The sequence below is a fragment of the Candidimonas humi genome (genome assembly GCF_019166065.1).
GTDB classification, from domain to species: domain Bacteria; phylum Pseudomonadota; class Gammaproteobacteria; order Burkholderiales; family Burkholderiaceae_B; genus Candidimonas; species Candidimonas humi.
On the sequence record NZ_JAHTBN010000004.1, the window covers coordinates 272,408 to 296,989 of the forward strand.

The 24,582-nt window shown below is 62.4% G+C and carries 24 protein-coding genes; 15 read left to right on the forward strand and 9 right to left on the reverse strand.

Going from position 1 to position 24,582, the window contains the following annotated elements; translation table 11 throughout:
• Nucleotides 1–8: 8 nt before the first annotated feature.
• The 5 genes from KVP10_RS11850 to KVP10_RS11870 form a co-directional block, all read right to left on the reverse strand.
• Nucleotides 9–812, reverse strand: a complete 804-nt coding sequence (locus KVP10_RS11850; RefSeq protein WP_217964797.1) for an HpcH/HpaI aldolase family protein — start codon at nt 810–812, stop codon at nt 9–11.
• A gap of 12 nt (nt 813–824) precedes the next feature.
• Nucleotides 825–1,757, reverse strand: a complete 933-nt coding sequence (locus KVP10_RS11855; RefSeq protein ID WP_217964798.1) for a hydroxyacid dehydrogenase — start codon at nt 1,755–1,757, stop codon at nt 825–827.
• Between the two features lie 185 nt (nt 1,758–1,942).
• The gene (gene trpE, locus KVP10_RS11860; RefSeq protein ID WP_217964799.1) at nt 1,943–3,463 is read right to left on the reverse strand and encodes an anthranilate synthase component I; all 1,521 of its coding nucleotides are present in this window, start codon (nt 3,461–3,463) and stop codon (nt 1,943–1,945) included.
• A gap of 332 nt (nt 3,464–3,795) precedes the next feature.
• Complete coding sequence (locus KVP10_RS11865; RefSeq protein WP_217964800.1) at nt 3,796–4,473, reverse strand: phosphoglycolate phosphatase; 678 nt, start codon at nt 4,471–4,473, stop codon at nt 3,796–3,798.
• Nucleotides 4,474–4,742: 269 nt separating this feature from the next.
• Complete coding sequence (locus KVP10_RS11870; protein ID WP_217964801.1) at nt 4,743–5,510, reverse strand: IclR family transcriptional regulator domain-containing protein; 768 nt, start codon at nt 5,508–5,510, stop codon at nt 4,743–4,745.
• Nucleotides 5,511–5,809: 299 nt separating this feature from the next.
• On the opposite strand from KVP10_RS11870, the gene KVP10_RS11875 reads away from it, so the two are divergent.
• The 8 genes from KVP10_RS11875 to KVP10_RS11910 are packed head-to-tail and all read left to right on the forward strand — an operon-like array spanning nt 5,810 to nt 13,685.
• The gene (locus tag KVP10_RS11875; protein ID WP_217964802.1) at nt 5,810–7,501 is read left to right on the forward strand and encodes an FAD-dependent monooxygenase; all 1,692 of its coding nucleotides are present in this window, start codon (nt 5,810–5,812) and stop codon (nt 7,499–7,501) included.
• A gap of 3 nt (nt 7,502–7,504) precedes the next feature.
• Entirely contained in the window at nt 7,505–7,687 is a 183-nt protein-coding gene (locus KVP10_RS11880; RefSeq protein ID WP_217964803.1) for a DUF2783 domain-containing protein, read from the forward strand.
• Nucleotides 7,684–9,318, forward strand: a complete 1,635-nt coding sequence (locus tag KVP10_RS11885) for an ATP-dependent acyl-CoA ligase (protein WP_217964804.1) — start codon at nt 7,684–7,686, stop codon at nt 9,316–9,318. The genes KVP10_RS11880 and KVP10_RS11885 overlap by 4 nt, the downstream gene beginning before the upstream one ends.
• 7 nt (nt 9,319–9,325) lie before the next feature.
• The gene (locus tag KVP10_RS11890) at nt 9,326–9,736 is read left to right on the forward strand and encodes a Zn-ribbon domain-containing OB-fold protein (RefSeq protein ID WP_217964805.1); all 411 of its coding nucleotides are present in this window, start codon (nt 9,326–9,328) and stop codon (nt 9,734–9,736) included.
• The gene (locus tag KVP10_RS11895; RefSeq protein ID WP_217964806.1) at nt 9,733–10,917 is read left to right on the forward strand and encodes a thiolase family protein; all 1,185 of its coding nucleotides are present in this window, start codon (nt 9,733–9,735) and stop codon (nt 10,915–10,917) included. The genes KVP10_RS11890 and KVP10_RS11895 overlap by 4 nt, the downstream gene beginning before the upstream one ends.
• 9 nt (nt 10,918–10,926) lie before the next feature.
• On the forward strand, nt 10,927–12,033 hold the full coding sequence (locus KVP10_RS11900) for an NADH:flavin oxidoreductase/NADH oxidase (RefSeq protein WP_217964807.1): 1,107 nt from the start codon (nt 10,927–10,929) through the stop codon (nt 12,031–12,033).
• Nucleotides 12,034–12,043: 10 nt separating this feature from the next.
• The gene (locus tag KVP10_RS11905) at nt 12,044–12,649 is read left to right on the forward strand and encodes an NIPSNAP family protein (protein ID WP_217964808.1); all 606 of its coding nucleotides are present in this window, start codon (nt 12,044–12,046) and stop codon (nt 12,647–12,649) included.
• Nucleotides 12,650–12,689: 40 nt separating this feature from the next.
• Nucleotides 12,690–13,685 carry a Bug family tripartite tricarboxylate transporter substrate binding protein gene (locus tag KVP10_RS11910; protein ID WP_217964809.1) on the forward strand — a complete coding sequence of 332 codons (996 nt, stop codon included), beginning with the start codon at nt 12,690–12,692 and terminating at the stop codon, nt 13,683–13,685.
• 42 nt (nt 13,686–13,727) lie between these two features.
• On the opposite strand, the gene KVP10_RS11915 is transcribed toward KVP10_RS11910, so the two are convergent.
• From KVP10_RS11915 to KVP10_RS11925, 3 genes are read right to left on the reverse strand one after another with little or no spacing between them, the layout of a single operon-like run.
• On the reverse strand, nt 13,728–14,510 hold the full coding sequence (locus KVP10_RS11915) for a citryl-CoA lyase (protein ID WP_217964810.1): 783 nt from the start codon (nt 14,508–14,510) through the stop codon (nt 13,728–13,730).
• Nucleotides 14,494–16,017 (reverse strand): class I adenylate-forming enzyme family protein, encoded by a 1,524-nt coding sequence (locus tag KVP10_RS11920; RefSeq protein ID WP_217964811.1) that lies wholly within the window; start codon nt 16,015–16,017, stop codon nt 14,494–14,496. The genes KVP10_RS11915 and KVP10_RS11920 overlap by 17 nt, the downstream gene beginning before the upstream one ends.
• Before the next feature lie 10 nt (nt 16,018–16,027).
• A complete protein-coding gene (locus tag KVP10_RS11925; RefSeq protein WP_217964812.1) occupies nt 16,028–17,014 on the reverse strand; it encodes a Bug family tripartite tricarboxylate transporter substrate binding protein in 987 nt (328 codons plus the stop codon).
• Nucleotides 17,015–17,118: 104 nt separating this feature from the next.
• Between KVP10_RS11925 and KVP10_RS11930 the strand changes: the two genes are divergently transcribed.
• The gene (locus KVP10_RS11930; protein ID WP_217964813.1) at nt 17,119–17,895 is read left to right on the forward strand and encodes an IclR family transcriptional regulator; all 777 of its coding nucleotides are present in this window, start codon (nt 17,119–17,121) and stop codon (nt 17,893–17,895) included.
• A gap of 27 nt (nt 17,896–17,922) precedes the next feature.
• On the opposite strand, the gene rpe is transcribed toward KVP10_RS11930, so the two are convergent.
• Nucleotides 17,923–18,621 carry a ribulose-phosphate 3-epimerase gene (gene rpe, locus KVP10_RS11935; protein ID WP_217964814.1) on the reverse strand — a complete coding sequence of 233 codons (699 nt, stop codon included), beginning with the start codon at nt 18,619–18,621 and terminating at the stop codon, nt 17,923–17,925.
• Between the two features lie 135 nt (nt 18,622–18,756).
• On the opposite strand from rpe, the gene apaG reads away from it, so the two are divergent.
• From apaG to KVP10_RS11965, 6 genes are all read left to right on the forward strand, one after another.
• Entirely contained in the window at nt 18,757–19,131 is a 375-nt protein-coding gene (apaG, locus tag KVP10_RS11940) for a Co2+/Mg2+ efflux protein ApaG (RefSeq protein ID WP_217964815.1), read from the forward strand.
• Nucleotides 19,132–19,219: 88 nt separating this feature from the next.
• Nucleotides 19,220–20,506 (forward strand): murein transglycosylase A, encoded by a 1,287-nt coding sequence (gene mltA / locus KVP10_RS11945; protein ID WP_217964816.1) that lies wholly within the window; start codon nt 19,220–19,222, stop codon nt 20,504–20,506.
• Nucleotides 20,503–21,675 carry an FAD-dependent monooxygenase gene (locus tag KVP10_RS11950; protein ID WP_217964817.1) on the forward strand — a complete coding sequence of 391 codons (1,173 nt, stop codon included), beginning with the start codon at nt 20,503–20,505 and terminating at the stop codon, nt 21,673–21,675. Before mltA ends, KVP10_RS11950 begins: the two co-directional genes overlap by 4 nt.
• Before the next feature lie 58 nt (nt 21,676–21,733).
• Complete coding sequence (locus tag KVP10_RS21435; RefSeq protein ID WP_281421974.1) at nt 21,734–22,750, forward strand: DsbC family protein; 1,017 nt, start codon at nt 21,734–21,736, stop codon at nt 22,748–22,750.
• A gap of 244 nt (nt 22,751–22,994) precedes the next feature.
• Complete coding sequence (locus tag KVP10_RS11960) at nt 22,995–23,420, forward strand: organic hydroperoxide resistance protein (RefSeq protein WP_217964818.1); 426 nt, start codon at nt 22,995–22,997, stop codon at nt 23,418–23,420.
• Nucleotides 23,421–23,607: 187 nt separating this feature from the next.
• A complete protein-coding gene (locus KVP10_RS11965) occupies nt 23,608–24,567 on the forward strand; it encodes a D-2-hydroxyacid dehydrogenase family protein (RefSeq protein WP_217964819.1) in 960 nt (319 codons plus the stop codon).
• The last annotated feature ends 15 nt before the right edge of the window (nt 24,568–24,582 follow it).

Consider the following 24,582-nt stretch of genomic DNA (forward strand, 5'->3'; position numbering starts at 1 on the left):
GGCAGGTTTCAGAGTTCGATGTCCAGGACTTGCTTGGCCTTTGCGGTGCAGGCCTGCAGCAGGAATGCGGTGTCGGTGCCTGTGGAAACGTAGCGCGCGCCCATTTTCACGAATTCGACGACCAGGTCGTGGCGCGAGGACAGGCCGCCCACGCCGCAGTGCTTGCCCAGGCGCCGGCAGATGTCGATGGTGCGCTGGTAGGCTTCGCGTACGCGGGGATGATCGTACTGGCCCGCGATCCCCATGTCGGCGGTCAGGTCGTTCGTGCCTATCAGCACCATATCGACGCCATCGACCGCCAGGATCTCTTCGGCATGTTCCAGCGCCGCCACGTTTTCGAATTGCACGATCACCATGGTGGCGCGGTTCATCACCGGATAGGATTCCGACGCGGGAAAAGAGCGGAATTCGAGCTGCGGCAGGCCGCCCGCCGCGGAGCGTTCGCCCAGCGGGGCGAACTTGGCGGCGGCGACCACGGCGCGCGCTTCCTCGGCCGAGCCGACGTGTGGGGCGATAACGCCCAGGGCGCCCGCGTCCAGCACGCGGGAGATCCACTCGGGCGTGTTGGCCGGCACGCGCACGAAGGGCGCGATGTCCAGCGCCTGCGCCGCCATGCAGATCTGCCCCGTGGCGTCCATGGAGAAACTGTTGTGCTCCATGTCGATGTACAAGGTGTCGAAACCGGCAGTCTTGGCAATGCGCGCGATTTCTATGCCGCGCGTAAGGCGCACCGTGACGGACGCGACGACTTCTCCGCGATCCAGCTTGTCGCGTACGTTGTTATGCAGGATATCCTTGGCTTGTATGCGCATTATGCGTGTTCCTCATGCCACTCGGTTGACGATTTCCTTGCCTGCCAGCGCGTCCAGGACCTGGGTGGCGACCCGCAGCGAGCTGCGCACCTGGGTGTCGGACGTGCCTCCGGCCGCGTGCGGGGTGGCGACCACATTGGGCAGCGACAGCAGGGGATGGTCGGGCGCGGGAGGCTCGGCCTCGAAGACATCCAGGCCGGCGCCGAACAAATGGCCGCCGGACAGCGATTCGTACAGGGCCTGCTCATCGACAATGCCGCCGCGCGACACGTTGATCAGCACGGCATCGTCCTTCATCAGCGCCAGCTCGTCGCGGCTTATCATGTGGCGCGTCTCGTCGGTCAGCGGCACGTGCAGCGTCAGCAGGTCGGCCTCGGACAGCACTTCGCGCAGGCTGGCGGCGCGCACGTGCGGGACGTCGCTCCAGCGGTCGGCCGGCACGTAGGGGTCGTAGGCGATGATGCGGGCGTTGAAGGCGCCCACCCACTTGCGCATGGTCGCCGTGCCGATATTGCCCATGCCGACGATGCCCACCGTCTTGCCCGTCATCTCCACGCCCAGGTGGCGCGGCCGCACGATTTCCTCGCCGGCCCGCAGCATGCGGTCGAAGCGCGCCACGCGGCGCGCGACGGCCAGCGCCAGCGCCATGCCCATCTCGGCCACGGCCTCGCTGTTGACCCCCGGGGTGCGACTGACGGCAATGCCGTGGCGCTTGGCCGCCTCGATGTCTATGGTGTCGTATCCCACCCCTTGCTTGCAGATGAGCTTGACGTGTTTTGCCCGTGCCAGGTCGGCGGCGGTGATGGGCGTCATGCGCACCATGACCCCGTCGGCGTGTTCGGGCCAGTCCTTGACCTGCGGATCGGGCCAGCACACCACCTCGGCATGCTGCCGCGCCAGTTCGACCCCTGCTTCGTGGAAAGCGTCCAGTACGTAGATTTTCATCGTTCCATCCGGTTTGCCGCCCGTTCGATGGACGCCGATGCGCCGCGCGGGCCTGTCGGGATTATCGACAGGGGCGGCAATAAGTGGCAAATCGTATTTTTTGGGAGAGCCATAAGCTCTCTTTATGATTCGGGCAAGCCGGACGGCCGGAGCGGCGCCGCGCCCCGGCTGCGTCGAGTCGCCCATCAGATGGGTTCGTCCAGCCCGAACTGCACTTGTTCGGCGGCGCGCAGCACGGCGCGCGCCTTGGCCTCGGTCTCGAGCCATTCCTTTTCGGGATCGGAGTCGGCGACGATGCCGGCCGCGGCCTGCACGTACAACATGCCGTCCTTGATGATGCCGGTGCGTATGGCGATGGCGACGTCCATCTCGCCGCCGTAGCTCAGGTAGCCCGCGGCCCCGCCGTAGATGCCGCGGCGCACCGGCTCGAGCTCGTCGATGATTTCCATGGCCCGCACCTTGGGCGCGCCGGTGAGCGTGCCGGCGGGGAAGGCCGCGCGCAGCACGTCCATATTGCTCATGCCCTCGTTGAGCGTGCCGCTGACGTTGGACACTAGGTGCATGACGTGGGAATAGCGTTCGATCACCATGGTGTCCGTGACCTCGACCGTGCCGGTGCGGGCCACGCGGCCCACGTCGTTGCGCGCCAGGTCTATCAGCATGACGTGTTCGGCGCGTTCCTTGGGGTCGGCCAGCAGTTCCTCGGCCAGGCGCTCGTCTTCTTCGGGCGTGGCGCCGCGCTTGCGGGTGCCGGCCAGCGGGCGGATGGTGATCTCGGACTGCTGCTCGCCGTCTTTTTCCACTACGTCCTGGCGCACCAGGATCTCGGGCGAGGAACCCACCACGTGGAAGTTGTCGAAGTTCCAGTAGTACATATAGGGCGAGGGGTTCAGCGATCGCAAGGAGCGGTACAGCGACAGCGGCGAATCGCGGTAGGGCTTGGCGATGACCTGGCCGACCTGCACCTGCATCAGGTCGCCCGCAGCTATGTATTCCTTGGCCCGCAATACCGCGGCGATGTAGTCCTCTTTCTTGAAGTCGCGCCGCGCCTCGGTCTGCATGCTGGCGTAGGCGTACGGTATGACGACGGGCGTGCGCAGTTTTTCGCGCAGGTCTTTCAGGCGCCGCTTGGCCAGCGCGTAGCTTTCGGGCTGGCGCGGGTCGGCGTAGACGATCAGGTAGGTGCGCCCGGCCAGGTTGTCGACGATGGCCAGCTCGTCCACATGCAGCAGCATGATGTCGGGCGTGCCGCCTTCCTGGCCGGCGGGAAAGGGCTTGACGGCCGGCCCCAGGCGCGGCTCCATGTGGCGCACGGTGTCATAGCCGAAGTAGCCGGCCAGGCCGCCGGCGAAGCGCGGCATGCCGGGCCGGATCGCCACCTTGAAGCGCTGCTGGTAGCTTTCGATGAAGGCCAGCGGATCGCCTTGGTGGGTTTCTATGACTTTGCCGTCGCGCAGCACTTCGGTCTTGTCGCCCGAGGACTTGATGACGGTCCGGGCCGGCAGGCCGATGAAGGAATAGCGCCCGAAGCGCTCGCCCCCCACTACCGATTCCAGCAGGCATGTGTTGCGTCCGCCTTCGGGGCCCGCGTGTGCCAGCTTCAGGTAGATGGCCAGCGGGGTATCCAGGTCGGCGTAGGTTTCCGCGATCAGCGGGATGCGGTTGTAGCCTTGCGCGGCGAGCGCTTGGAATTCGATTTCTGTCATGGTGTTCTCGTTTGGGGCAGTGTGGGTTTTGTTGGCACACGGCCGGACAGAAACAAAAAAGCCCGGCCTATGAAGGTTCCGGGCTGGGTATCGTCAGGTGTTGCTGTTGGCTCAGGAGTACGCAATCTCGCTGGCCGGAAAAGGGTTACCGCCGCCCGGTGCACGAACGCCACCAGCGCCAATAAGCGCCGGGAACGGAATAAAGAATCATGCTTGCGGACATGGAATGGCTGGTCTGTTCGGCAGTTGCGTAAGGTGGTCTTGTTTCCTGATGAAGAGACCGGCAGCGGGTGGGCGATTCGTCGCGCCTTGGCCGCTTGCGGCCGCCGCCGTCAGTGTTCGCTTGCCCAGCGGGCCGCGTCTTCGATGGACGTCACTATAGCATCGACATCGAGATCATGCACGCTGCTTCCTTCGTTGTAGCCATACGGCACGGCCAGCACACGCACGCCCGCGGCGCGCGCCGCCTGGGCATCGTTGAGTGAATCGCCGATGGCCAGGGCCTGTGCGGCCTGCACGCCCAGCAGCTTGCAGGCGTGCAGCATCGGCATGGGGTGTGGTTTTTTTTCTGCGCAAGTATCGCCGCACACTATTTGGTCGAAGTAGGTGTCCAGCCCCTTCAGGCGCAACAGGGGCAGGGTGAATTCGGTGGGCTTGTTGGTCACGATGGCCAGCTTCATGCCTTGCGCGCGCATGGCCTGCAGCCCCTCGACCACGCCCGGATAAAGGATGGCCCGCCGTCCGTTGCACTGGTGGTAGTGGCGCTGGAACGAAGCCAGCGCCTCGCGGAAGCGCGCCTCGGGGTCGGCCCGTCCGGCCGCGGTATCCCGCGCCTGCAGCAAGCGGGCCACGAGGTTCGGCGTGCCCTTGCCGACATAGGTTGCGACCTGTTCCTGCGGCAGGCCCGCCAGGCCCAGCTCGGCCAGCATGGCGTTGGATGCGTCGGCAAGATCGGGGATCGTATCCAGCAGGGTTCCATCCAGGTCCAGCAGGGCGGCGGCGAAAGGCATGCGGGTTCTCTTTTCTCTTGTGCGGGGTCGGTGCGGTTGATGCGAGTAAGCGCGATAACGAGTAATTCTACATGTGCCGTTTCGCTAGAATCGGGCCTCGCATATGTGTATGAGAGTTCGAGGATCGGGCGTTCGTAATGGTTTGAGGGTTACCCAGGAATTATCTGATGCAGATGATGTATAGGGAGGCTGCACATCCGAAATTGACCAGAGGCAAGCATGATTGAGGACGTATTTCATCAGATATGAGGTTTTCTTGGGAGGCTAGGTCAAGACAGGCCCGCCTGTATTTGTCTGGCTGTTCGTTGCAGAAGCGGCAATATTTTGTTCTGGAAGTCGTCAAGCGATACGCGACTCAGTAGTGCGCTGACGTTCATGGCAGCTACGGCCCGCCCTTGTCGATTACGTATCGGTACGGCTAGTGATGCGCGGCCCTCGTAAACCTGATGCACAGGTAGTGCATACCCCTGTTCGCGAACTTGCTTCAGCATGCGTCGAATTGTCTTGGGATTGGTTTCCGTGCTGGGTGTGATCTTTGTGGGTTTTGCCTCGGCAAAGTATGCGTCGAGCTCCGCATCGGTGAGTTCGGCTAGCAGGACCTGCCCCATGGCATTTGCGTAGGCCGGCATACGCGTCCCTACGTATATGGGAATAATGTAGATATGGGTTGGCGGCACACGCGCCAAATAAACCACATCTTTTCCATCGAGGACTGCGAGCCCGCAGGACTCATCCACTTCGTCGACGATATTTTTCATAAACGGCTGCGCCAATTCCCAGATTGGGGTGGAGGCGAGATAGGAGTATCCGAGGTCGAGTATCTTGGGTAACAGGCGGAAATGACCCTCCTCCACGGCAACATAGCCGATCGCATGCAGCGTCAACAACAGGCGTCGGGCCGTGCCTCTTGAAAGGCCCGTGCGCTTGGCTACATCGGTCAGTGTCAGTTGTTCGGCACCCTTGCCAAAGCACTGTATGACACCCATGCCGCGGGCGAATGCCGTTACGAAATCAGGATGCTTTTCGTCAATTTTCATGGCTTGTCTCTCAGAGTCAAGGCGAAGCTTAGCGAATTGGCGACCCCTCGTAAAACCGGAGCTGCTGCAATCGGAATTTATTCACCATGGATAAGTAAGCGTGTGCAGAGATCAATCCGTCCATGGAAATAGGCGAGCATGTGGAGATGGACACGATGGTCTGGATTCTTCTCGCTAGTTGCACGACGGTGTGATCAGAGCCTTGAAGTTGCAAAAACTATTGACGAGCGATCTTTCTATTCTCTACAATTGTTCGTGTAAAGGATAAATGTCCGTATAACGGACATCGAGGAGAGGAAATGCAGGTAGAGACGCCCCGCTATTTCGAATGGTCGCGGTATCGCTCGGCTCCACCCGTGGAGTTGAGTGCGCTAGAAAAGGCGGATCACCCGATCGCAATAGTGGGAGCTGGTCCCGTCGGGCTGACACTTGCGTTGACGATTGCTCAATATGGAATACCGGTCGTCCTGCTTGAAGCCAGGGATACGCTCTCAGACAACAGCCGCACGCTGGCGGTAACACGTCGCAGCGTGCAGATACTCGATCGCCTCGGCATCGCGCAGGCATTTCGAGAAAAGGCTATTACACGCGAATCCAATTATGTCTATCACGGCAGGCGTTTGGTGAGCCAGGCGCCGTATGGGCAGGATCCTCAAGAGAAATACCCCGATATCAGCGTTTTGCAGCAGCCGTGGACCGAGAAGGTGCTGCTCGACGCCGTAATCGAGTCGCCATATATAGATATACGGTGGCTGAATGCCGTGACCGGTATCAATACTTCCGACCCGTTGCGTCCGGAACTCGAGATCGAGGCGCCGGAAGGTGTCTATTCGCTCGCCGCACGTTATGTCATTGCAGCTGATGGTGCGCGAGGACAAGTGCGTCGAAGTCTGGGCTTGAAGTACGAGGAAATCGGCGATGGAGTCATTTCTCGCAACTTCGTCATCTGCGATTTCGAATTGCGGAGCGATCTGCCCATTGCTCGTCGTCTTTGGATATGCCCGCCATATCGCCCCAACTCGGCGGTCATTTTGCATCGCCAGCCGTTTGATGTGTGGCGCTTGGATTACGCACTGGACGACGATGAAGACATTGAAAAGGCCATGAGCCCTGATGTAGTGGCTGGCAGAGTAAAGGAACAACTTTCTTTGTTGGGACTTTCCCAGGACGAGTTTCGGCTGGTGTGGATTTCATCCTACCGTCCCATGTCTCGCAGTCTGCCTTGTTACCGAGCGGGCAATGTATTGTTCGCCGGTGATGCGGCTCATCAGACCCCGATTTTCGGTGGCCGGGGAATGAACCAGGGCCTGCTGGACGCGGCTAATCTAGGTTGGAAACTGGCGCTGGTGCTCAAGGGGGAAGCGCCAGAAAAACTACTGGATACCTATGATGCGGAGCGCCGGCCATTGATCGTGCAGAATTTGCATGACATCGGCCTGGCTACTCTTTGTATGACCGCTCCGACAAAAGGTGCTGCTTTGATGCGTAAAGCGGCATTTGACCTTTTGCCAACCGAGCCTTTCATATTGCCGCTTATCGACGCGTTCAACGCGAGCAAATCGGAATGTCTGGATCCTGCACATAAAGATATGCCCACACATCCAGCCGTTGTGGGGAATCCTTTGCCGGATTGCATCGTGCAGATCGAGGGAAAGTCCGCATTCCTGCATGATTTGCTGTGTCCTGCATCGTTCACAGGCTTGTTTTTTTGCGTGGACGACCCTGGCGCGAGCATCCCTGCGACAGCCGAGAAGACTGGCGCCAGGCACAGAACATATACAGAAGCCGTCGTCCATCTTCGCCCCCACGACCGAGCCAAGATCGTATTGGCCGATGATGCCGCCCGCGCGCGCTTGGAGGTCGAGGACGGGGATTGGATGCTGATTCGACCGGATGGCTATATACAGTCGCGCATTACCAGGCCATCGGCCCAGGAAATCCAGCATGAATATCTGCGGGCAATTGGATGCCAGGTGGAAATAGAGAGGTAGGAAATGGAATTGCAGAAGTCGTTCCGTGTGGTTTCGTCCGCTATCGACAAACTTCGTCCTGATCAAGCTACGGATTTTTTGGCCCGGCTGGTTCTGATATTGGCAAATGAGATTGGCGATGCCGAAAAAATCGCAAACGCAGTGGACCGCGCGCTGTCGCCAGTGTCTCAAGGAGAAGAAGGTTGATCACCGGTAATGATAGATGGTTCGGCCATCAGGTTCGTTCTCTGACTACTCGAGACGTTTTGCGTGAACGGGCGGACCGCCTGGGAAACAAGGTATTTCTTGATTATTTGCCCGATGGGCGCAAATTTAGCTACCAGGATATCGATACACAATCGAGCAGGATAGCGCATGGCTTTGTTGCCCTGGGCGTAGGTCGTGGCTCGCATGTCGCCGTCCTGATGGACAATAGCCCTGAACAACTCCTGACTTATTTCGCCCTGGGAAAAATCGGGGCGCTAGCAGTGCCGCTGAATACGGCAAGCCGCGGCCGATCACTGCAATATCTTCTGGATCATTCCGACGCAACGACTCTGGTCATTGACTATTCGTTGATGCCGAGCTATCTGGAAGTCGCTGCGCAGATTCCTGCAATTAAGTCCCTGATTGTCCTGGGAGGCCAGCTCTCTGGGTTGGAATCTGTGCCGTTCCAGCAGGAACGGGTGTGTTTCGAAACGCTTTATGCGCAAGATGACGTAGCACCGGATGTCGACGTTGTATTTGATGACCCCGCCTACATAATTTACACATCGGGCACAACTGGGCCATCGAAAGGTGTTGTGCTTACTCAGGCCCAGTGTTTCCTGTGGGGATTGAGTCACGCACAGGCTTTTGGACAACGCCCGGACGATGTCGCATATATTTGTCTGCCGATGTTCCATACCAATGCGCTACAAGGTGCGACATATAACGCTTTGATGGTGGGCGCGTCCATTGCGCTGCAGCGGCGTTTCTCCGCGTCCAATTTCTGGAATGATGTTCGTGCCTCGGGCGCAACGCTGACAAATTTGCTTGGCTCGATGGTGAATATCCTATGGGCCGCTACGCCTGCCGAGACAGATAGCAGAAATCAACTGCGAATGTGTATGTCTGCTCCGATCCCGAGTTTCGGAACAGCGTTCGAGCAGCGCTTCGGACTGCGCTTCATCCAGAGCTATAGCCTTACCGATTTCGGCCCCACCCATGCATACAGCCTGATCGATCCGCTGGGCAAACTCGGCTCCTGCGGCAGGCCACGTATTGGTATAGAGGCCCGCATCGTTGACGACAAGGATTTCCCCCTCCCTCCGGGGCAGCGTGGCGAGCTTGTGGTCCGCCACAGTATGCCGTGGGCGCACTCGCAAGGCTATTACAAGATGCCTGACGCCACCGCTAAGGCATGGCGCAACGGCTGGTTTCACACAGGTGATATAGGCCTGATCGACGAAGACGGCTACTTCTGGTTCCTTGATCGTGTCAAGGATGCGATTCGTCGTAGAGGAGAGAATATTTCCGCATATGAGGTCGAACAAGTCCTGCTCGCTCACCCCGCAGTTCGAGATGCCGCTGTGTTCGCGGTCAAGTCGTCCATGTCGGAGGACGAGGTCGCAGCGGCGTTGGTGCTTAAGCCTGGCCATAAGCTGGATCACGTCGAAATGATCAGGCATTGTCAGGATCTCATGGCCTATTACATGGTTCCGCGCTACCTGATGGTCATGGACGATTTGCCGCGCAACTCCAGCCAGAAGGTCGAGAAGTTCAAGTTAAGAGAGCAGATCAATGTCGACGGTTTATGGGACCGTGAGCAGGCAGGAATCGTCGTCAAGCGGAGATAAGCGCAACATGAAAACGCTCATCAAGTTGCCTGCGCTTGATTTCGACAATCAGGCATTCTGGACGAGTGGTCGGACGGGAAGTCTGCGGATTTGTTTTTGTGCTGCATGCGGGCGGTATCAGCATCCGCCGCTACCTGTTTGCCCTAATTGCGGAAGCCTGGATGTCGAACATCGTCCGGTGTCGGGACAGGGGGAAGTAATTACCTATACCGTCAACTGGCAGCCCTGGTCTACTGGCCAAGAAGTTCCATTCGTATTGGCAATTGTCGAGCTTGTCGAACAAAAAGGCCTTTGGCTGATGACGAATATCGTTCAATGCCCTGTTGAAGACGTCCACATAGGCATGCCGGTAAGCATCGGTTTCATCCATAGGGAGGACGTGTGGCTCCCGGTATTCAAGCCGCAGGAAGAAAAATGAGGCGCCTCTATTCCGAGAAGCAGGTAGCCATTCGTGGTGTGGGGCAATCAAAGATATACCGTCCCGCGAAAGTGAGTGCCCTGAGGCTTACCGTCGACGCTTGCCGCGCTGCTATCGCCGATGCGGGATTGAGGCCAGCAGACATAGACGGCCTCGTTTCCTATCCAGGAGCTGCGGATAACGCTACTGGTTTTTCTCCTGTGGGTGTGCACGATGTGCGGTTGGCGTTAGCTTTGGAGCCGACTTGGTATGGATCGACTGCGCTCGATTCGGCCGGGCAGATGAGTGCGCTTTTTATGGCTATCCATGCTTTGGTTGCAGGCACTGTCCGCAATGTCTTGGTATTTCGCACCACGGCAGAGGCCTCTGCGCGAGCACGTCAACGGAGTGCAATGGCATGGGGAGGCAGTGAGGATCGAGTGTACGGTATGTGGCAGTGGGCATCGCCATTCGGCGCGATATCCCCCGCACCGTGGTATGCAATGTTTGCCATGCGATACGAGCACGAATACGGCCTGACTCCCGGGCAGTTGGGTGCTGTTGCTGTCAATGGCCGTGCAATGGCGTCTAAAAACCCAAATGCGATTTACCGCGAACCGATCGGCCTGGATGATTACCTGGCTTCGCGAATGATCGCTTCTCCTCTTCGCTTGTATGACTGTGATGTGCCGGTAGATGGATCCACTGCATTCGTCCTGTCGCGCGTCGATGACGCGAAGTCTGGACCGAATCCTCTTTTGAGAATCGAGGCTATTGGCTCTGCTTTCTCCACTGGAGGATTGCGTCAACCAACCGATATGACTTCATTCGGGGCAGAGGCTGCGGCCGCGATGATGTGGGCGCGCACTGAACTGAAGCCTCGTGACGTCCATGTGGCACAAATTTATGACGGTTTCAGCATCCTCACTTTGCATTGGATCGAGGCTCTTGGGTTCTGCGGCCGGGGAGAGGCTGGTTCATTTGTCGAGGGAGGTCGCCGTATCTCGCTTGATGGTGAATTGCCCATGAACACCAGCGGCGGCCAACTCTCTGCGGGGAGGTTGCATGGCTTCGGCCACACATATGAGGCCTGCTTGCAATTGTGGGGGCGCTGCGAGATGCGTCAGGTGGAAGGCGCCAAGGTAGCCTTGGCATGCAATGGAGCCTATGGACTCGGTTGCATGCTGCTTGTTCGGGAATGAAGTGGAACCATGAAAATTGATAGCTGTTTATTTAGCCCCTTTGCGTTGCGTAATCTCACTCTCGAGAACCGTCTCGTGGTGTCCCCGATGTGCCAGTACAGCGCCGACGATGGGTGTGCAAGCTCTTGGCACACTATTCACATAGGCAGCATGCTTAGCTCCGGCGCGGGCCTGTTCGTCATCGAAGCGACCGCTGTGGAGCGCCGAGGACGGATCACTCCACAGTGCCTGGGTTTGTGGTCGGATGAGAATGCTGCAGCATTAAAGTCGGTGCTGGCTGCCGTGCGCCAATACAGTGCTGTGCCCGTTGGGGTGCAATTGAGCCATGCGGGCCGGAAGGCTTCAACGCATAGACCCTTTATTGGAAAGGGGCCCTTGAAGCATAGCGAAGGAGCTTGGCCCGTGATGGGTCCAAGTGCCATTCCTTTTGCGGAAGGCTGGCCGGTTCCTCAGTCCATGAGTCTGGAAGACATGCGTGTCGTCATTGACGCCTATGTCTCGGCTACGAAGCGTGCCGATGAAATTGGCATAGACCTGATAGAGCTTCATGCTGCTCATGGGTATCTGCTCAGCGCATTTCTCAGTCCCTTGGCGAACGATCGTCGGGACGCCTACGGCGGCTCGCTCGAGAACCGGATGCGGTTCCCGCTGGAGGTATTTGACGCGGTGCGCGGCGCATGGCCGGAGGGAAAGCCCATGGGGGTGCGGTGCAACGGAACGGATTGGCACCCGGATGGAATCCAGGTGGAAGATGCCGTTGCTTTCGCTCGGGCTCTTCGAGACCGCGGGTGCGACTACATCGATGTGTCGTCTGGAGGCAATTGCTATGCGAAGGTGCCCGTGGGGCCGAGCTATCAGGTGCCATTCGCGGAACAGATCCGGAAGCAGTCTGGATTGAGCACCATGGCTGTCGGCATGATCACGGAGCCCTGCCAGGCCGAAGAAATTTTGTCCACCGGAAAAGCTGATCTCATCGGTATTGGCCGTGCGATGCTGAACAATCCCCATTGGCCATGGCGAGCAGCAGAAACACTGGGCGGCCAGGTAGGCGTTCCTTGGCAGTATTACCGTGCAGCGACCCGCAATGGCGTGCCCCCCCCCTATGTTGTGAATTGACGAGTCAAATATGTCTAGCGACTTCTACGAATTGAGAATGTATCGGATCGAGCGGGGCCGAATGGGGGATATGCGGAACCGCTGGCACCATCACCTGACACCATTATTCCTGCGGCATGCAATAGCCCCCATTGGTGCCTGGCAAGCCATTTGCGGTCCTGATTTGCCGTTGTTCGTATACCTGATGCGATGGCCCGATTGGCCGGCGCGTCAGAACGCCTGGGACGGCTTTTATGCCGATCCGCAGTGGGCGGAGGTGCGTGAGGAAACCAATGCGGGCTCGGAGTTGGTCGAACGTTACGACTTGAATTTTTTGCGAGAAATAGTGCCATGGGCTGGAGCCAGGTCGGTTCCGTACATCGAGCTATGGCTCTCCCAAATCGATATCGGGGCGAGTGTTACCGCACGGAATTTTCTTCGCGACGACGTGAAAGATGCCGTAACGGCTTCCGGAGGCGTAATGCTGGGAGCAATGGAGTATCTGACCGGCAGTTCTCTCCCTGGAGCTGCGGTAGTGCTTGGGTGGCCGGATGCTGCCACGGCCAGATCAGTGGACGAAATGTTGCAGCGTGCGCCATTGGGAAGATCAAATCGATATCAGCTCAAAGCCGTGTAGGCGAAGATTTATTCAAGGACAAATAGAGATGGAGGCACAGATGAAGTTCAAACTGCGAGGCGTGCTGCGTATATTGGCGATGTTTTTCGCCATAAGCCACATGATGTATGCCGGTATCGCTGAAGCTGCACCTTATCCAGATCATTCGCTCGTCTGGGTCGTTCCGTATTCGCCGGGTGCTGCAACAGATGCGATGGCACGGCTTCTGGCCGCGGATATTGGTAGACAGCTGAATCAATCGATTGTTGTGGAAAATGAACCGGGGGCAGCCACTATTACGGCTTCCACGCGGTTGAAACGGGCGGCTCCTGATGGCTATCGCATAATGAGCGCCGACATTACGACTCTTGTACTCAATCCTGTATTGCGGAAACGGCTAGCCTACGATCCATTGAAGGATTTCTCGATGATCAGCATGCTGGCCAAATTGCCTTTGGTTCTGGTAGGGAGGCCCGATTTCCCTGCCAATACACTTACCGGGTTGCTGGACTATGTCAAAGCCCACCCTGGTAAAGTGACTTTCGCATCGCCAGGCCTGGGTAGCCCCCACCACATGGCAATGGAGTTGTTGCAAAGCGAGGCGAAAGTGTCGATGCTGCATATCCCTTATAACGGAACCGGGCCTTCCATGGCGGATCTGCTAGCGGGACGGGTGGACATAACTTTTGCGTCGGTGGGTGTTGTTGCTCCTTACTTGGCCGCGGGTAAGTTGAAGGCTTTCGGTATCTCTTCCAACAAGGCCTTTCCGACATTACCGAATGTAGCGCCTTTGCATAGCGAAGATCCGAGATTGGCAAATTTTGAAGCGTATGCTTGGCAGGGATTGGTTGCGCCCGCCGGCCTGCCGCAGGATCGGCTGGATGTATTGAATCACGCTCTTCATGTTGCTCTCGATAATCCACAAATCATCGCAAAATTTGCGCATTTGGGCCTGGAGCCCGAGGCCAGTACACCCAAGGCTTTGCGCGACTATGTCCAGCAGCAGATCACGACCTGGAAAAAGATCGCGAAAGAGCGGGACATCAAGCTGGATTGACATGATATGCCGGACTGCAGGGCGGCGGGATGGAAAGCAGGCTTATTCGCCGCCGTGCCGTGTCCCGCCCGCGCCTACATAGGGTATGGCGTGGTCTATCGTTTCCCATATATAGCGGCCCGAAGGGCTGGTCTGCTCTTCGGCGACATGGGACACCAGGCCGGCGGCGCGCGAGATCACGGCGAAGCCGCGCATCAGCCGGGTGGGCACGCCGATCTCGCCCAGCAGCGCCGCGACTGCGCCGGTGGCATTGATGGTGATATGCCGGCCGTGGACTTCGTCGACGGCCGCGGCCAGGTGGCGCAATGCGCGCAAGCTGTCGCCGGACAGGTCGGGCTCCGCCTCGGCCAGGACCAGCAGCTTGACGGCGCGCGGGTCGTCGGGCTTATGCAGGTGATGGCCGAAGCCGGGCATGGACCGGCGCTCGGCGCGGAACTCGCGGACTATCTCCAGGGCCTGCTCGCGCGGATCGGCGGCATTGCGGATGCGATCCAGCAGCAGCGAGCAGTTTTCCATGGTGCCCACGAACTGGCTGCCCACCGCCATCAGGCCGGCAGCCACCGCGCCCTGCAGGTTCTCGGGCGCGCTCATGTAGACCACCCGGGTGGCGATGGCGCTGGGGGTCAGGCCGTGTTCCATCAGCGTGACGAGCACGGCGTCGACGATGCGCAGGTCCACGGGCCGCGCATCGCGTCCCAGGATCTGCATCACCATGACCTCGGTGAAGGACTTCTTGCCGATCAGGTCTTCGACCAGGTCGGCATCGCGGTAGTACATGCCGGTGAGATGGTGGGCGCACAGCCGGGTTTCAGGCGTTTTGCTCATGGTCTTGGGTTTCCTTGATGGCGGCATCGCGCACCGCGTTTTTAAGCACCTTGCCCACCGACGAACGTGGCAGGCTTGCGTGTACGTGTATGTGTTTCGGGGTCTGGACCGGGCCCAGCAGGGCGCGCACATGGGCCTGCAGCGCCTCGGGTTCGGCGTGCATGCCGCGGTGGAACTGCACCGCGGCATGCACCGCCTCGCCCCATTTCGGATCGGGCAGCCCGAAGACCGAACTTTCATAGACGGCGGGGTGGGACGACAAGGCGTTTTCCACATCTACCGGATAGACATTGAAGCCTCCCGTAATGATCACGTCGCGCAGCCTGTCCTTGATGAACAGGTAGCCGCGCTCGTCCAACAGCCCCACGTCGCCGGTATGCAGCCAGCCGCCGGCCAGTGTCTGCTCGGTTTTTTCCCGCAGGCGCCAATAGCCGCTCATGACCAGGTCGCCCCGCACCACCACTTCGCCGGCTTCGCCGGCGGGCAGCTCGCGGCCGTCGGGCGCCATGATGGCCAGGTCCGAGAACCAGGTGCAACGCCCCACCGAGCCCCGGTTGGCCGGGTCTTCCATGTCCGCCGGGTTCAGCGCGGTGACGATCTGCGGCGCCTCGGTCTGTCCATAAGTCGTGCCCACCACCGGACCGAAGAACGCCCGGGCCTTGTCGATCTGTTCCCGCGGCATGGGCGCCCCGCCGTATATGAGATTGCGCAGCTTCGGGAAATCGGCGCGCGATACGCCGGGCTGCGCCATGATCATGTAGATCAGGGTAGGGGGCATGAAGCTGAGCGTGCCGCCGCGCTCGCGAAAGGCACGGGTCACCGCCTGCGGGCCGCTGCCGTCGAGCAGCAGGTGCGTGCCGCCTTGCGCAAGGACGGGCAGCAGGTAAGTGCCCGTGCCATGGGTGACGGGCGCGGCCACGACGTAGCGGTCTTCGTGCGTCAGCCCCCAGCAGGCGATCTGGTTGACGATGCCGGCATTCCAGGCGCGATAGGGCTGCATGACGCCCTTGGGCAGCCCGGTGGTGCCGCCTGTGAACTTGATGGCTTGCGTGGCATCGCGCGGCAGTTCGTGGCGCAGCGGGCTTTTTCCCGCATGGCTTGCCAGCAGGCTCGCCAGGCTGATGCCGGGGCCCGTGTCGTCCAGGCGCACGCGCGTCGCCGCCGTGGACGGCAGCAGCGGCGCGCCGATTTCGTCCGCGATCAGCAGCGTGGGTTCCACGGCATTCACGATGCGGGCTATCTCGGGCGCCGAACTGCGGTAGTTCAGCGGCACCCAGGTCTTGCCGCTGGCCAGCACCGCCAGCAGCGCGAGGATGTGGCGCTCGGAGTTGCCGGCGCAGATGCCGACGCGTGACTGCGGGGCCGGGTCCAGCTCCTGCAGGGCCGCCGCCAGCGCGCGGACCTCGTCGGCCAGGCGCCGGTAGGTGATCTGGCCGCGCGGCCCGTCCAGCGCCACCCGGTCCGGGTAGCGCCGCGCGGCGCGGAAGAAGAAATCGATGGGATACATCCGTGCTTCCTTAGTTGACTTCGAGATGCGCTTTCTTGATGACCGGAGCCCAGGTGTCGATCTGCTGGGATATCCAGCCGCCGAACGCCTGGGAGGAATTCGGCTGTACGGGCTCGATGAAGCCCGAACGCGCATAGGTCGCCTTGATGTCCGCGCTGGCCAGGCCCTGGTTCACCGCCTGGTTCAGACGCTGCACGATGGCGTCGGGCGTGCCTGCGGGAGCCAGCAGGCCGAACCAGGACTGCACCTGGAAGCCGGGCAGGCCCGATTCCGCGATGGTCGGGACGTCGGGCGCGGTCGGCACGCGCGTGGCCGATGTCACGGCCAACGCGCGCAGCTTGCCGGCCTTCACGTGCGGCAGCGACGAAGGCAGGTTGTCGAACATGGAATCCACCTGGCCGCCCAGCAGGTCGGCGACCGCCGGGCCGCTGCCGCGGTAGGGTACGTGCAGGATGTCCGTGCCGGTGCGCATCTTGAACAGTTCGCACGACAAGTGGATGGACGATCCGCTGCCCGAAGACGCGCAGGTGAGCTTGCCGGGATGGGCCTTGGCGTAGGCGATGTATTCCTGCACCGTTTTTATCGGCAGCTTGGGGTTGACCACCAGGATATTGGGTATCGTGGCCAGCATTGCGACGGGCTTGAAATCCTTGACGAAGTCGTAGTTGAGGTGCTTGTACATGCTGCGGTTGATCGTGTTGGCGATCGACCCCACATACAGCGTGTAGCCGTCCGGCTTGGACCGGGCGACGATTTCGGCGCCGATATTGCTGTTGGCGCCGGCCTTGTTCTCGACCACCACGGACTGCCCGAGGATGCCGGCCAGGGCCTTGGCCGTCAGGCGCGCCACGATGTCGGTGGCTCCGCCGGCGGCGTAGCCCACCACCAGGGTTATGGGGCGTTGCGGATAGCTTTCTGCGGCCTGGGCCGGTGCGCCGGCGGCGAACGCCGTGCCCAGGGCCAGTGCGGCGATTGCTGCGGTACGGATCGCGATCATGGGTTTTCTCCTGTTCATTTTGTCTATAATTTGGACAAATCTTTGCCTGCCCGGAGACATCCTATGGAATACAGGTCGATCTACCTAATCAATTTGTCTAGATAATGAACAAAGAGCGGCATGAAGCGCCCGGGCCGCAGGTATTGCGGCGCGGCCTGAGGGTGCTGCGCGTGTTGCGCGAGGCCGGCGGCGACGCCATGCACGTGGTCGACATCGCAAGCGCGGCGGGCATGCAGCGGTCCACCGTCTATCGCTACCTGGACGTGCTGGTCGAAGAGGGCTATGTCTTGCGCGAGGGCCGCGCGCCGCGCTGGCGCGTCGCCGAACTGGGCGTATTGATGGCGGGCGACCTGCATGCCGACGCGGTGCGCAGGCTGCGCCCGGCCATGCGGCAGATCAGCGATGTCAGCGGCGACGCTTCCTTCCTGGTCTGCCGCGCGGGCGGCGATTCGCTGTGCCTGCATCGCGAGCTGGGCAATTACCCGGTGCAGGTGCTGACCGTGACCATCGGCCATCGCCAGCCCCTGGGGGTGGGCGCCGCCGGGCTGGCGCTGCTTGCGGCACTGCCCGACGCCGAGGCCCGCGAGGTCATTGCGCAAAACGAGGCCACGCTGCGCGCCTATGGCGGGATGACGGCCGTGCAAATGTACCGCCTGGTCGAAAACACGCGCGACCGCGGCTGGTCGGTGGTGGCCAATGCCGCCGTACCCGGGGTATTGGGCGTAGGCATCGCCCTGTGCAATTCGGCGGGCTATCCCTACCTGGCGGTGAGCGTGTCGAGCCTGATCGATCGCATGCCGGCAGCGCGCCAGCGCTCGATCGCGGCGTCGATCCGCGCACAATTGGCGCAGTGGGGCGCGGCGGAGCCGGGCATGAAGTAGCTGGCGCGGGGCGCCCCCGCGCTTGGCTTATGTGGTGAGGGATTCCGCCTTCAGAATTTCGGCGCGCATGGCGGCGATGATGCCGGCATAGTCGGGGTGGCCGAAAATGGCCGAGCCGGCCACGAAGGTATCGGCGCCGGCCGCGCGGATGGACGCGATATTGTCGATTTTCACGCCGCCGTCGATTTCCAGCGCGATGGGCTGGCCGCCTTCCTGCTGCCAGGCGTCGATGCGGCGGCGGGCATGCGCGAGCTTGGTCAGCGCCGAGGGAATGAAGCTTTGCCCGCCGAAGCCGGGGTTGACCGACATCACCAGCACCACATCCAGCTTGTCCATGACATAATCCATCCAGTCCAGCGAGGTCGCGGGGCTGAACACCAGGCCCGCCTTGCAGCCGTGGTCGCGGATCAGGGCCAGGCTGCGGTCGGGATGGCGCGTGGCTTCGGGGTGGAAGGTGATGATGTCGGCGCCCGCCTTGGCGAATTGCGGGATAATGTCGTCGACCGGCTCGACCATCAGGTGCACGTCTATGGGCGCCGTGGTGTGCGGGCGCAGCGCGGTGCATACGGCCGGCCCGATGCTCAGGTTGGGAACGAAATGATTGTCCATCACATCGAAATGTATCCAGTCGGCGCCGGCGGCGACGACGTTGCGGACTTCCTCGCCCAGGCGGGCGAAGTCGGCCGCCAGGATACTGGGGGCGATGCGTGTGGCGGGTGCGGTCATGGGCGTAAACTGGCTTAGTCTGGCTGGGCGGGAATGCGAACAGTGCGCGTCTGCATCTATTGTAGTGTGTGGCGAGGCGACGCCCGGCTTGCCGGGGCCGACCCGATCTGATCTGTTTACTTTCGGAAGCTGTCCGTGAAACCTTACGATCTGACCGTCACCGTGACGCCCCAGTACCTGCCCGAGCAATCCGAGCCCGACGAGCAGCAGTACGTGTTCGCCTATACCGTGCGCATCACCAATAACGGCGAGCACGCCGCGCAGGTCATCAGCCGCCACTGGATCATCACCGACGGCCGGCAGAACGTCCAGGAAGTGCGGGGCCTGGGGGTGGTGGGCCAGCAGCCGCTGCTCGCCCCGGGCGAAAGCTTCGAATACACCAGCGGATGCCCGCTGCCCACGCCCATAGGCACCATGCGCGGCGCCTATCACTGCGTGGGCGAAAACGGCATCCCGTTCGAGGTGCCGATCGGCGAATTCGTCCTGGCCATGCCGCGCACCCTGCATTGAGACGAGGCCGTCCCGTATCGGGTTCCGGTCTTTTGCGGCCGCTCGCCTCACCCTTTCCCATGCCTGTTTCATCCATGCTGCTTCATTCATGAAAAGAATTCTGCTGTCCAGCGTTTTGCTTGCCGTGCTTGCGGCCTGTAGCACCGTGCCGGAGGAAACCCCGCCGCAGTCCGCGACTGCCGGCGCCGCGCCGCCGAACCTGGCCGAGCAGCCGCTGCGGGTGCCCGACCTCTCGGCGCTGCCGGCAACCGCGCCGCGCCCGCTGGCAGGGCGCTTCCAGGCGGTTTCCTGGTCGGCCGTGCCGGGCTGGCGCAACGACAATCTGTCCGATGTCTGGAAAGCCTTCATCAATAACTGCAAGGGGCTGATGCGCCCGGTGTCGGGTTCGCTCAGCCTGCCCGCCCGCGCCGCGCCGCGCGCCTGGCAGCCGGTCTGCGCAGCCGCGGCGAATTCGGGCTTGCAGCCCGGCTCGGCCGATCCGGGGGCGGTGCGCCGTTTCCTGGAAGAGCAATTGCGCCCGTGGCGCTTGCTGGATGCGGCCGGACGTCCCGCGGTCAATACCGTTACCGGCTATTACGAGCCGCTGGTGCACGCCTCGCGCACGCGCGGCGGCCGCTACCAGTGGCCGCTGTATGCGCCGCCCGACGATTTGCTGACGGTGGACCTGGGGGCGGTCTATCCCGAACTGGCCGGCAAGCGGGTGCGCGGCAAGCTGGTCGGCAAGCGCGTCGTGCCCTACGACACCCGGGCCGAGATTGCCGCTTCGCCCAAGCAGCCGCCGGTGATCGTCTGGGTCGACGATCCGGTCGAGGCCTTCTTCCTGACAGTGCAGGGTTCCGGCCGCGCCTTGCTGCCTTCCGGCGAGACCATACGCCTGGCCTATGCGGACCACAACGGCAGGCCCTACGCTTCTATCGGCAAATGGCTGGCCGACCACGGGCAAATGACCTTGGCCCAGGCCTCGATGCAGAACATCAAGGCCTGGGCGCGCCAGCATCCCCAGCGCGTGCAGGAAATGCTCAACGCCGACCCGGCCCTGGTGTTCTTCCGCGAGGAACCCATCCACGACCCGCAACTCGGGCCGCGCGGATCCTATGGGCTGCCGCTGATCGGCGGCCGCGCGATCGCGGTGGACGCCAGTTTCGTGCCGCTGGGCACGCCGGTCGTGCTCTCCACCACTTATCCGGGCACGGCCCAGCGGCTGGACCGCCTGGTGTTCGCCGAGGATACCGGCGCGGCCATCCGCGGGGCGGGCAGGGCGGACTATTATTGGGGTTTCGGCGACGAGGCCGGCGCGCGCGCCGGCCGCATGAAGCAACGAGGAGAAATGTGGGTGTTGTGGCCCAAGCAGGCAGGAACCCCATCGGCACGATGAAGCGTGAAACCATAATCGTATGCGGCAGCGGCATCGTGGGGCTGGCCGCGGCGCTCGGGCTGGCCAGGGCGGGCTTCGGCGTTGCGCTGCTGGGGCCGCGCCGCTTGGTGCCCGCGGCGGCGCGCGACGAATATTGCCCGCGCGTCTATGCCATTTCGCCGGCCAGCCAGCAGTTCCTGGAACAACTGGGGGTCTGGCCCATGCTCGACGATGGCCGGGTCACCTCGGTCGAAACCATGGAGGTGCACGGCGACGCCGACGGCCAGGTGACGCTGCATGCCTGGCAGGCAGCCCAGCCCACGCTGGCCTGGATCGTCGAATCCAGCGAACTCGAGCGCGCTTTGCAGCAAGCGGTGCGGGTTTACGGCATCGCGTGGCACGACGACACGCTGCAGAGCATCCAGGGCGGCACGGTCTCGACCGCCGCAGGGCGCACGCATGCCGCCGACCTGCTCGTGGGGGCCGACGGCGCCGCGTCGCCGGTGCGGGAAGCCGCCGGCATCCACAAGGCCGGCAAGCCTTATGGCGACGTCGGCCTGGTGGCCCATCTCACCGCCGAATACCCGCATCAGCACACGGCCATGCAGTGGTTCAATGCCTATGGCGTGCTGGCGCTGCTGCCCTTGCCGGATACCGCCGACGGGCCCCAGGTTTCCATGGTGTGGTCCATGCCCGCGGCGCTTGCGCAAAGCTTGCAGGACATGCCGCAGGCGGCGCGCGACCAGGCGCTGGAAGCCAGGCTGCAGGCCGCCACCGGCGATCGCCTGGGTCGCTTGCGGATACGCAGCCCGCTGCTCGGCTTTCCGCTGTTCATGGAGCACAGCGCCATGATTGCGCCCGGCGTGGCGCTGGTGGGCGATGCGGCGCATCGCGTGCATCCCCTGGCGGGACAGGGCCTGAACCTGGGGCTGGGCGATGTGCGGGCGCTGCTGCAGGCGCTGCAAGACAAAGAGCCCTATCGGGGCGTGGGCGATCTGCGGGTCTTGCAGCGCTATCGCCGCGCGCGCGCCGAACCGGTGCTGGCCATGCGGCTGGCTACCGATGGGCTGCACAGCCTGTTCGCCGCGCCTGCGACGCCCTGGGCCTGGGCGCGCAATGCGGGCATGCGCCTGGTCGACGGCGCGCCCCTGGTCAAGCGCTTCTTGATCGCGGGCGCCTCGGACCATTGATACGGATGAATCGCCGCCGCGAATGCGGGCGGCAAGCAGGAATCAGGAGTATTTTTTTATGAGCAAGCGTTTCATGATGGGGCTGGCGGGATGTTTGTGCGCCGGCCTGATGTTCGTAGGGCAGGCCGGCGCGCAGGATACGGCGCCTTCCGTGCCGGCCGCGGCGGCGCCGGCAGCGACACCTGCGGCAACATCCGCAGCGGCGCCGGCAGCGACATCCGCGGCAACATCCGCGGCAGCGCAGCCTGCGGCGCCTGGCCACGATTCCGCGGCGGCCCGGCTTCCCGCGTCGTCTCGTGCTTCCACGCCCTCCGAGGTTTCCACGGCGGACCAGGCATCCGCTGCGGACCAGGCTTCCGCCTCGGCACAGCCTTCCAGATCCGGCTCGGCTGCGGCGCCAAGCGCCGAATCGGTACCCGCCTCGCTGGGCGACGATACGCTCGACGCCATCAAGAAGAAGTTCGATGAACGCTTCCCCGGGATCGAGGCCACCGCGGTCGCCCCCACTCCTTTCCCGGGGCTGTATGAAGTCCAGATAGGCGCCAACCTGGTCTATACCGACGCCAAGGTCGACTACCTCTTGCAGGGCTCGCTGATCGACACCAAGTCGCGCACCGATCTCACTTCCGAGCGCATGGCCAAGCTGTCGGAAGTGGCGTTCGACAAGCTGCCCTTGAACCTGGCCGTGAAGCAGGTCCGCGGCAACGGCGAGCGCAAGATGGCGGTATTCGAAGACCCCAACTGCGTATTCTGCAAGCGCCTGCACCATACGCTCGAGAGCGTGGACAACGTCACCGTGTATACGTTCCTGTTTCCCGTGCTGTCGCCCGACTCGGTCGTCAAGGCCCGCGATATCTGGTGCGCCCAGGACAGGGCGGCCACCTGGAAGGCCTGGATGGTCGACGGCAAGAAGCCGCCCAGCGTCGAATGCCAGGCGCCGGTCGAGCAGGTGCTGGCGCTGGGCAAGAAGCTCATGGTGCAAGGCACCCCGGCCATCATCTTTTCCGACGGGACCCGCGCTGATGGGGCCTTGCCGCTGCAAGAGCTCGAACAAAAGCTCGACAGCCTGGGTTGACCGGCCACGCCGGAGAGCAGTCGCAGGCGGCCTGAAGGCTCGTGCGGGGCACGGCCCCGGCGGCTCGTCCCGGCGTGCCGCGGCAGCGGTGCAAATGCCCGGCTTGCCATGATGTTATTGGCCCTGTGGGCGCATGGATTCTAATATAGTGAAGGCACGGGCTCGCGTGCCGCGTGTCGCCGCTTCTTGCGGCCGCCGCCGCGAGCCGCGCCCCTGATTTCGATCCTTTGAAAGGAGCATCCTCATGCCAGTAGAAAAAGTCCTGTATCGCGCCAACGCCACCGCGACCGGCGGCCGTGACGGCCGCGGCGTCACCTCCGACGGCATCCTGGACGTCACGCTCGCGACGCCTCGCGAATTGGGCGGCACCGGCGGCAAGGGCACCAATCCCGAGCAACTGTTCGCGGTGGGCTATTCGGCCTGCTTTCTCGGCGCCATGAAATTCGTCGCCCAGCGCGACAAGCTCAGCATCCCCGCTGATGTATCGGTCAACGGCATCGTCGGCATAGGCCCGATCCCCACGGGCTTCGGCATCGAGGTCGAGCTGCGCATCTCGCTGCCCGGCCTGGCCCGCGACCAGGCCCAGGTGCTGGTCGACAGGGCGCACATCGTATGCCCGTATTCCAATGCCACGCGCGGCAATATCAACGTGACCCTCACGCTGGTTTGAAGCGCACCGCCGCGGGTGTCGCGCTCGCGGCGGCCGGGCTGGACCGGCCCATGATCGCCGACGCTCCCGCCGGTTCGATTCCTTGCGGGTATACACTGCCCGCAGTGTGCCGTATGCGCGGTGCGCCCCTGGGCGCGCCGCCGCGATGGCGCCGATATGCGATTCGGACCTGTCTTGGAGCCATCTCATGAAAATAGCCATACTCGACGACTACCTGGATACCGCCCGCGGGGCGGCCGACTGGGGCTCGCTCGGGGCGGATACTGCGATCACCGTCTTCGATAAACCCCTGCCTGCCGGCGTGGAGCAGCGCGCGGCGGCGCTGGCCGGCTTCGACGTCATCGTCGCCATGCGCGAGCGCACGCCGTTTCCGGCGGACTTGCTGAGCCGCTTGCCCGCCTTGCGGCTGCTGGTGACGACGGGCATGCGCAATCTGGCCATCGACATGCAGGCCTGCGCCGGGCAAGGCGTGGTGGTGTGCGGCGCCCCGGGCAGCAAGCAGGCGGTCCATGCCACGGCGGAACTGGCGTGGGCGCATATCCTGGGGCTGTTCAAGAATCTGGCTGCCGAAAACCGCGTCATGCACGCAGGCGGCTGGCAGACGCAGATACCGCGCATACTGGCCGGCAAGATCCTGGGCATCGTGGGTTTGGGCAAGCTGGGGCAGGCCGCCGCGGCCGTGGGCAAGGCCTTCGGCATGGAGATCCTGGCCTATAGCCCGCACCTTACCGACGAGCGGGCCGCCGCGGCCGGCGCGCGCCGCGTCGACAAAGAAGAGTTGTTCGCGCAGTCCGATGTAATCAGCCTGCACCTGATCCTGGCCGACAGCACGCGCGGCCTGGCCAGCGCCGCATTGCTGCGTTCGATGAAGCCCGACGCGTTCCTGGTGAACACCTCGCGCGCGGGGTTGGTCGACATGGACGCACTATACGATTTGCTGAGCCACAAGCGCATCGGTGGCGCGGGCCTGGACGTCTATCCGGACGAGCCCCTGCCCGCCGACGACAGGCTGCGCGGCCTGGACAATGTGCTGCTTACCCCGCACCTGGGCTATGTCAGCGCCGAGAATTTCCAGGCCTTCTACCGCAACGCCGTCAAGGCCATTGCCGCCTGGGTTGGCGGCGCGCCGGTCGACCTGCTCAACTGAGTTGCGCGTTTTTTC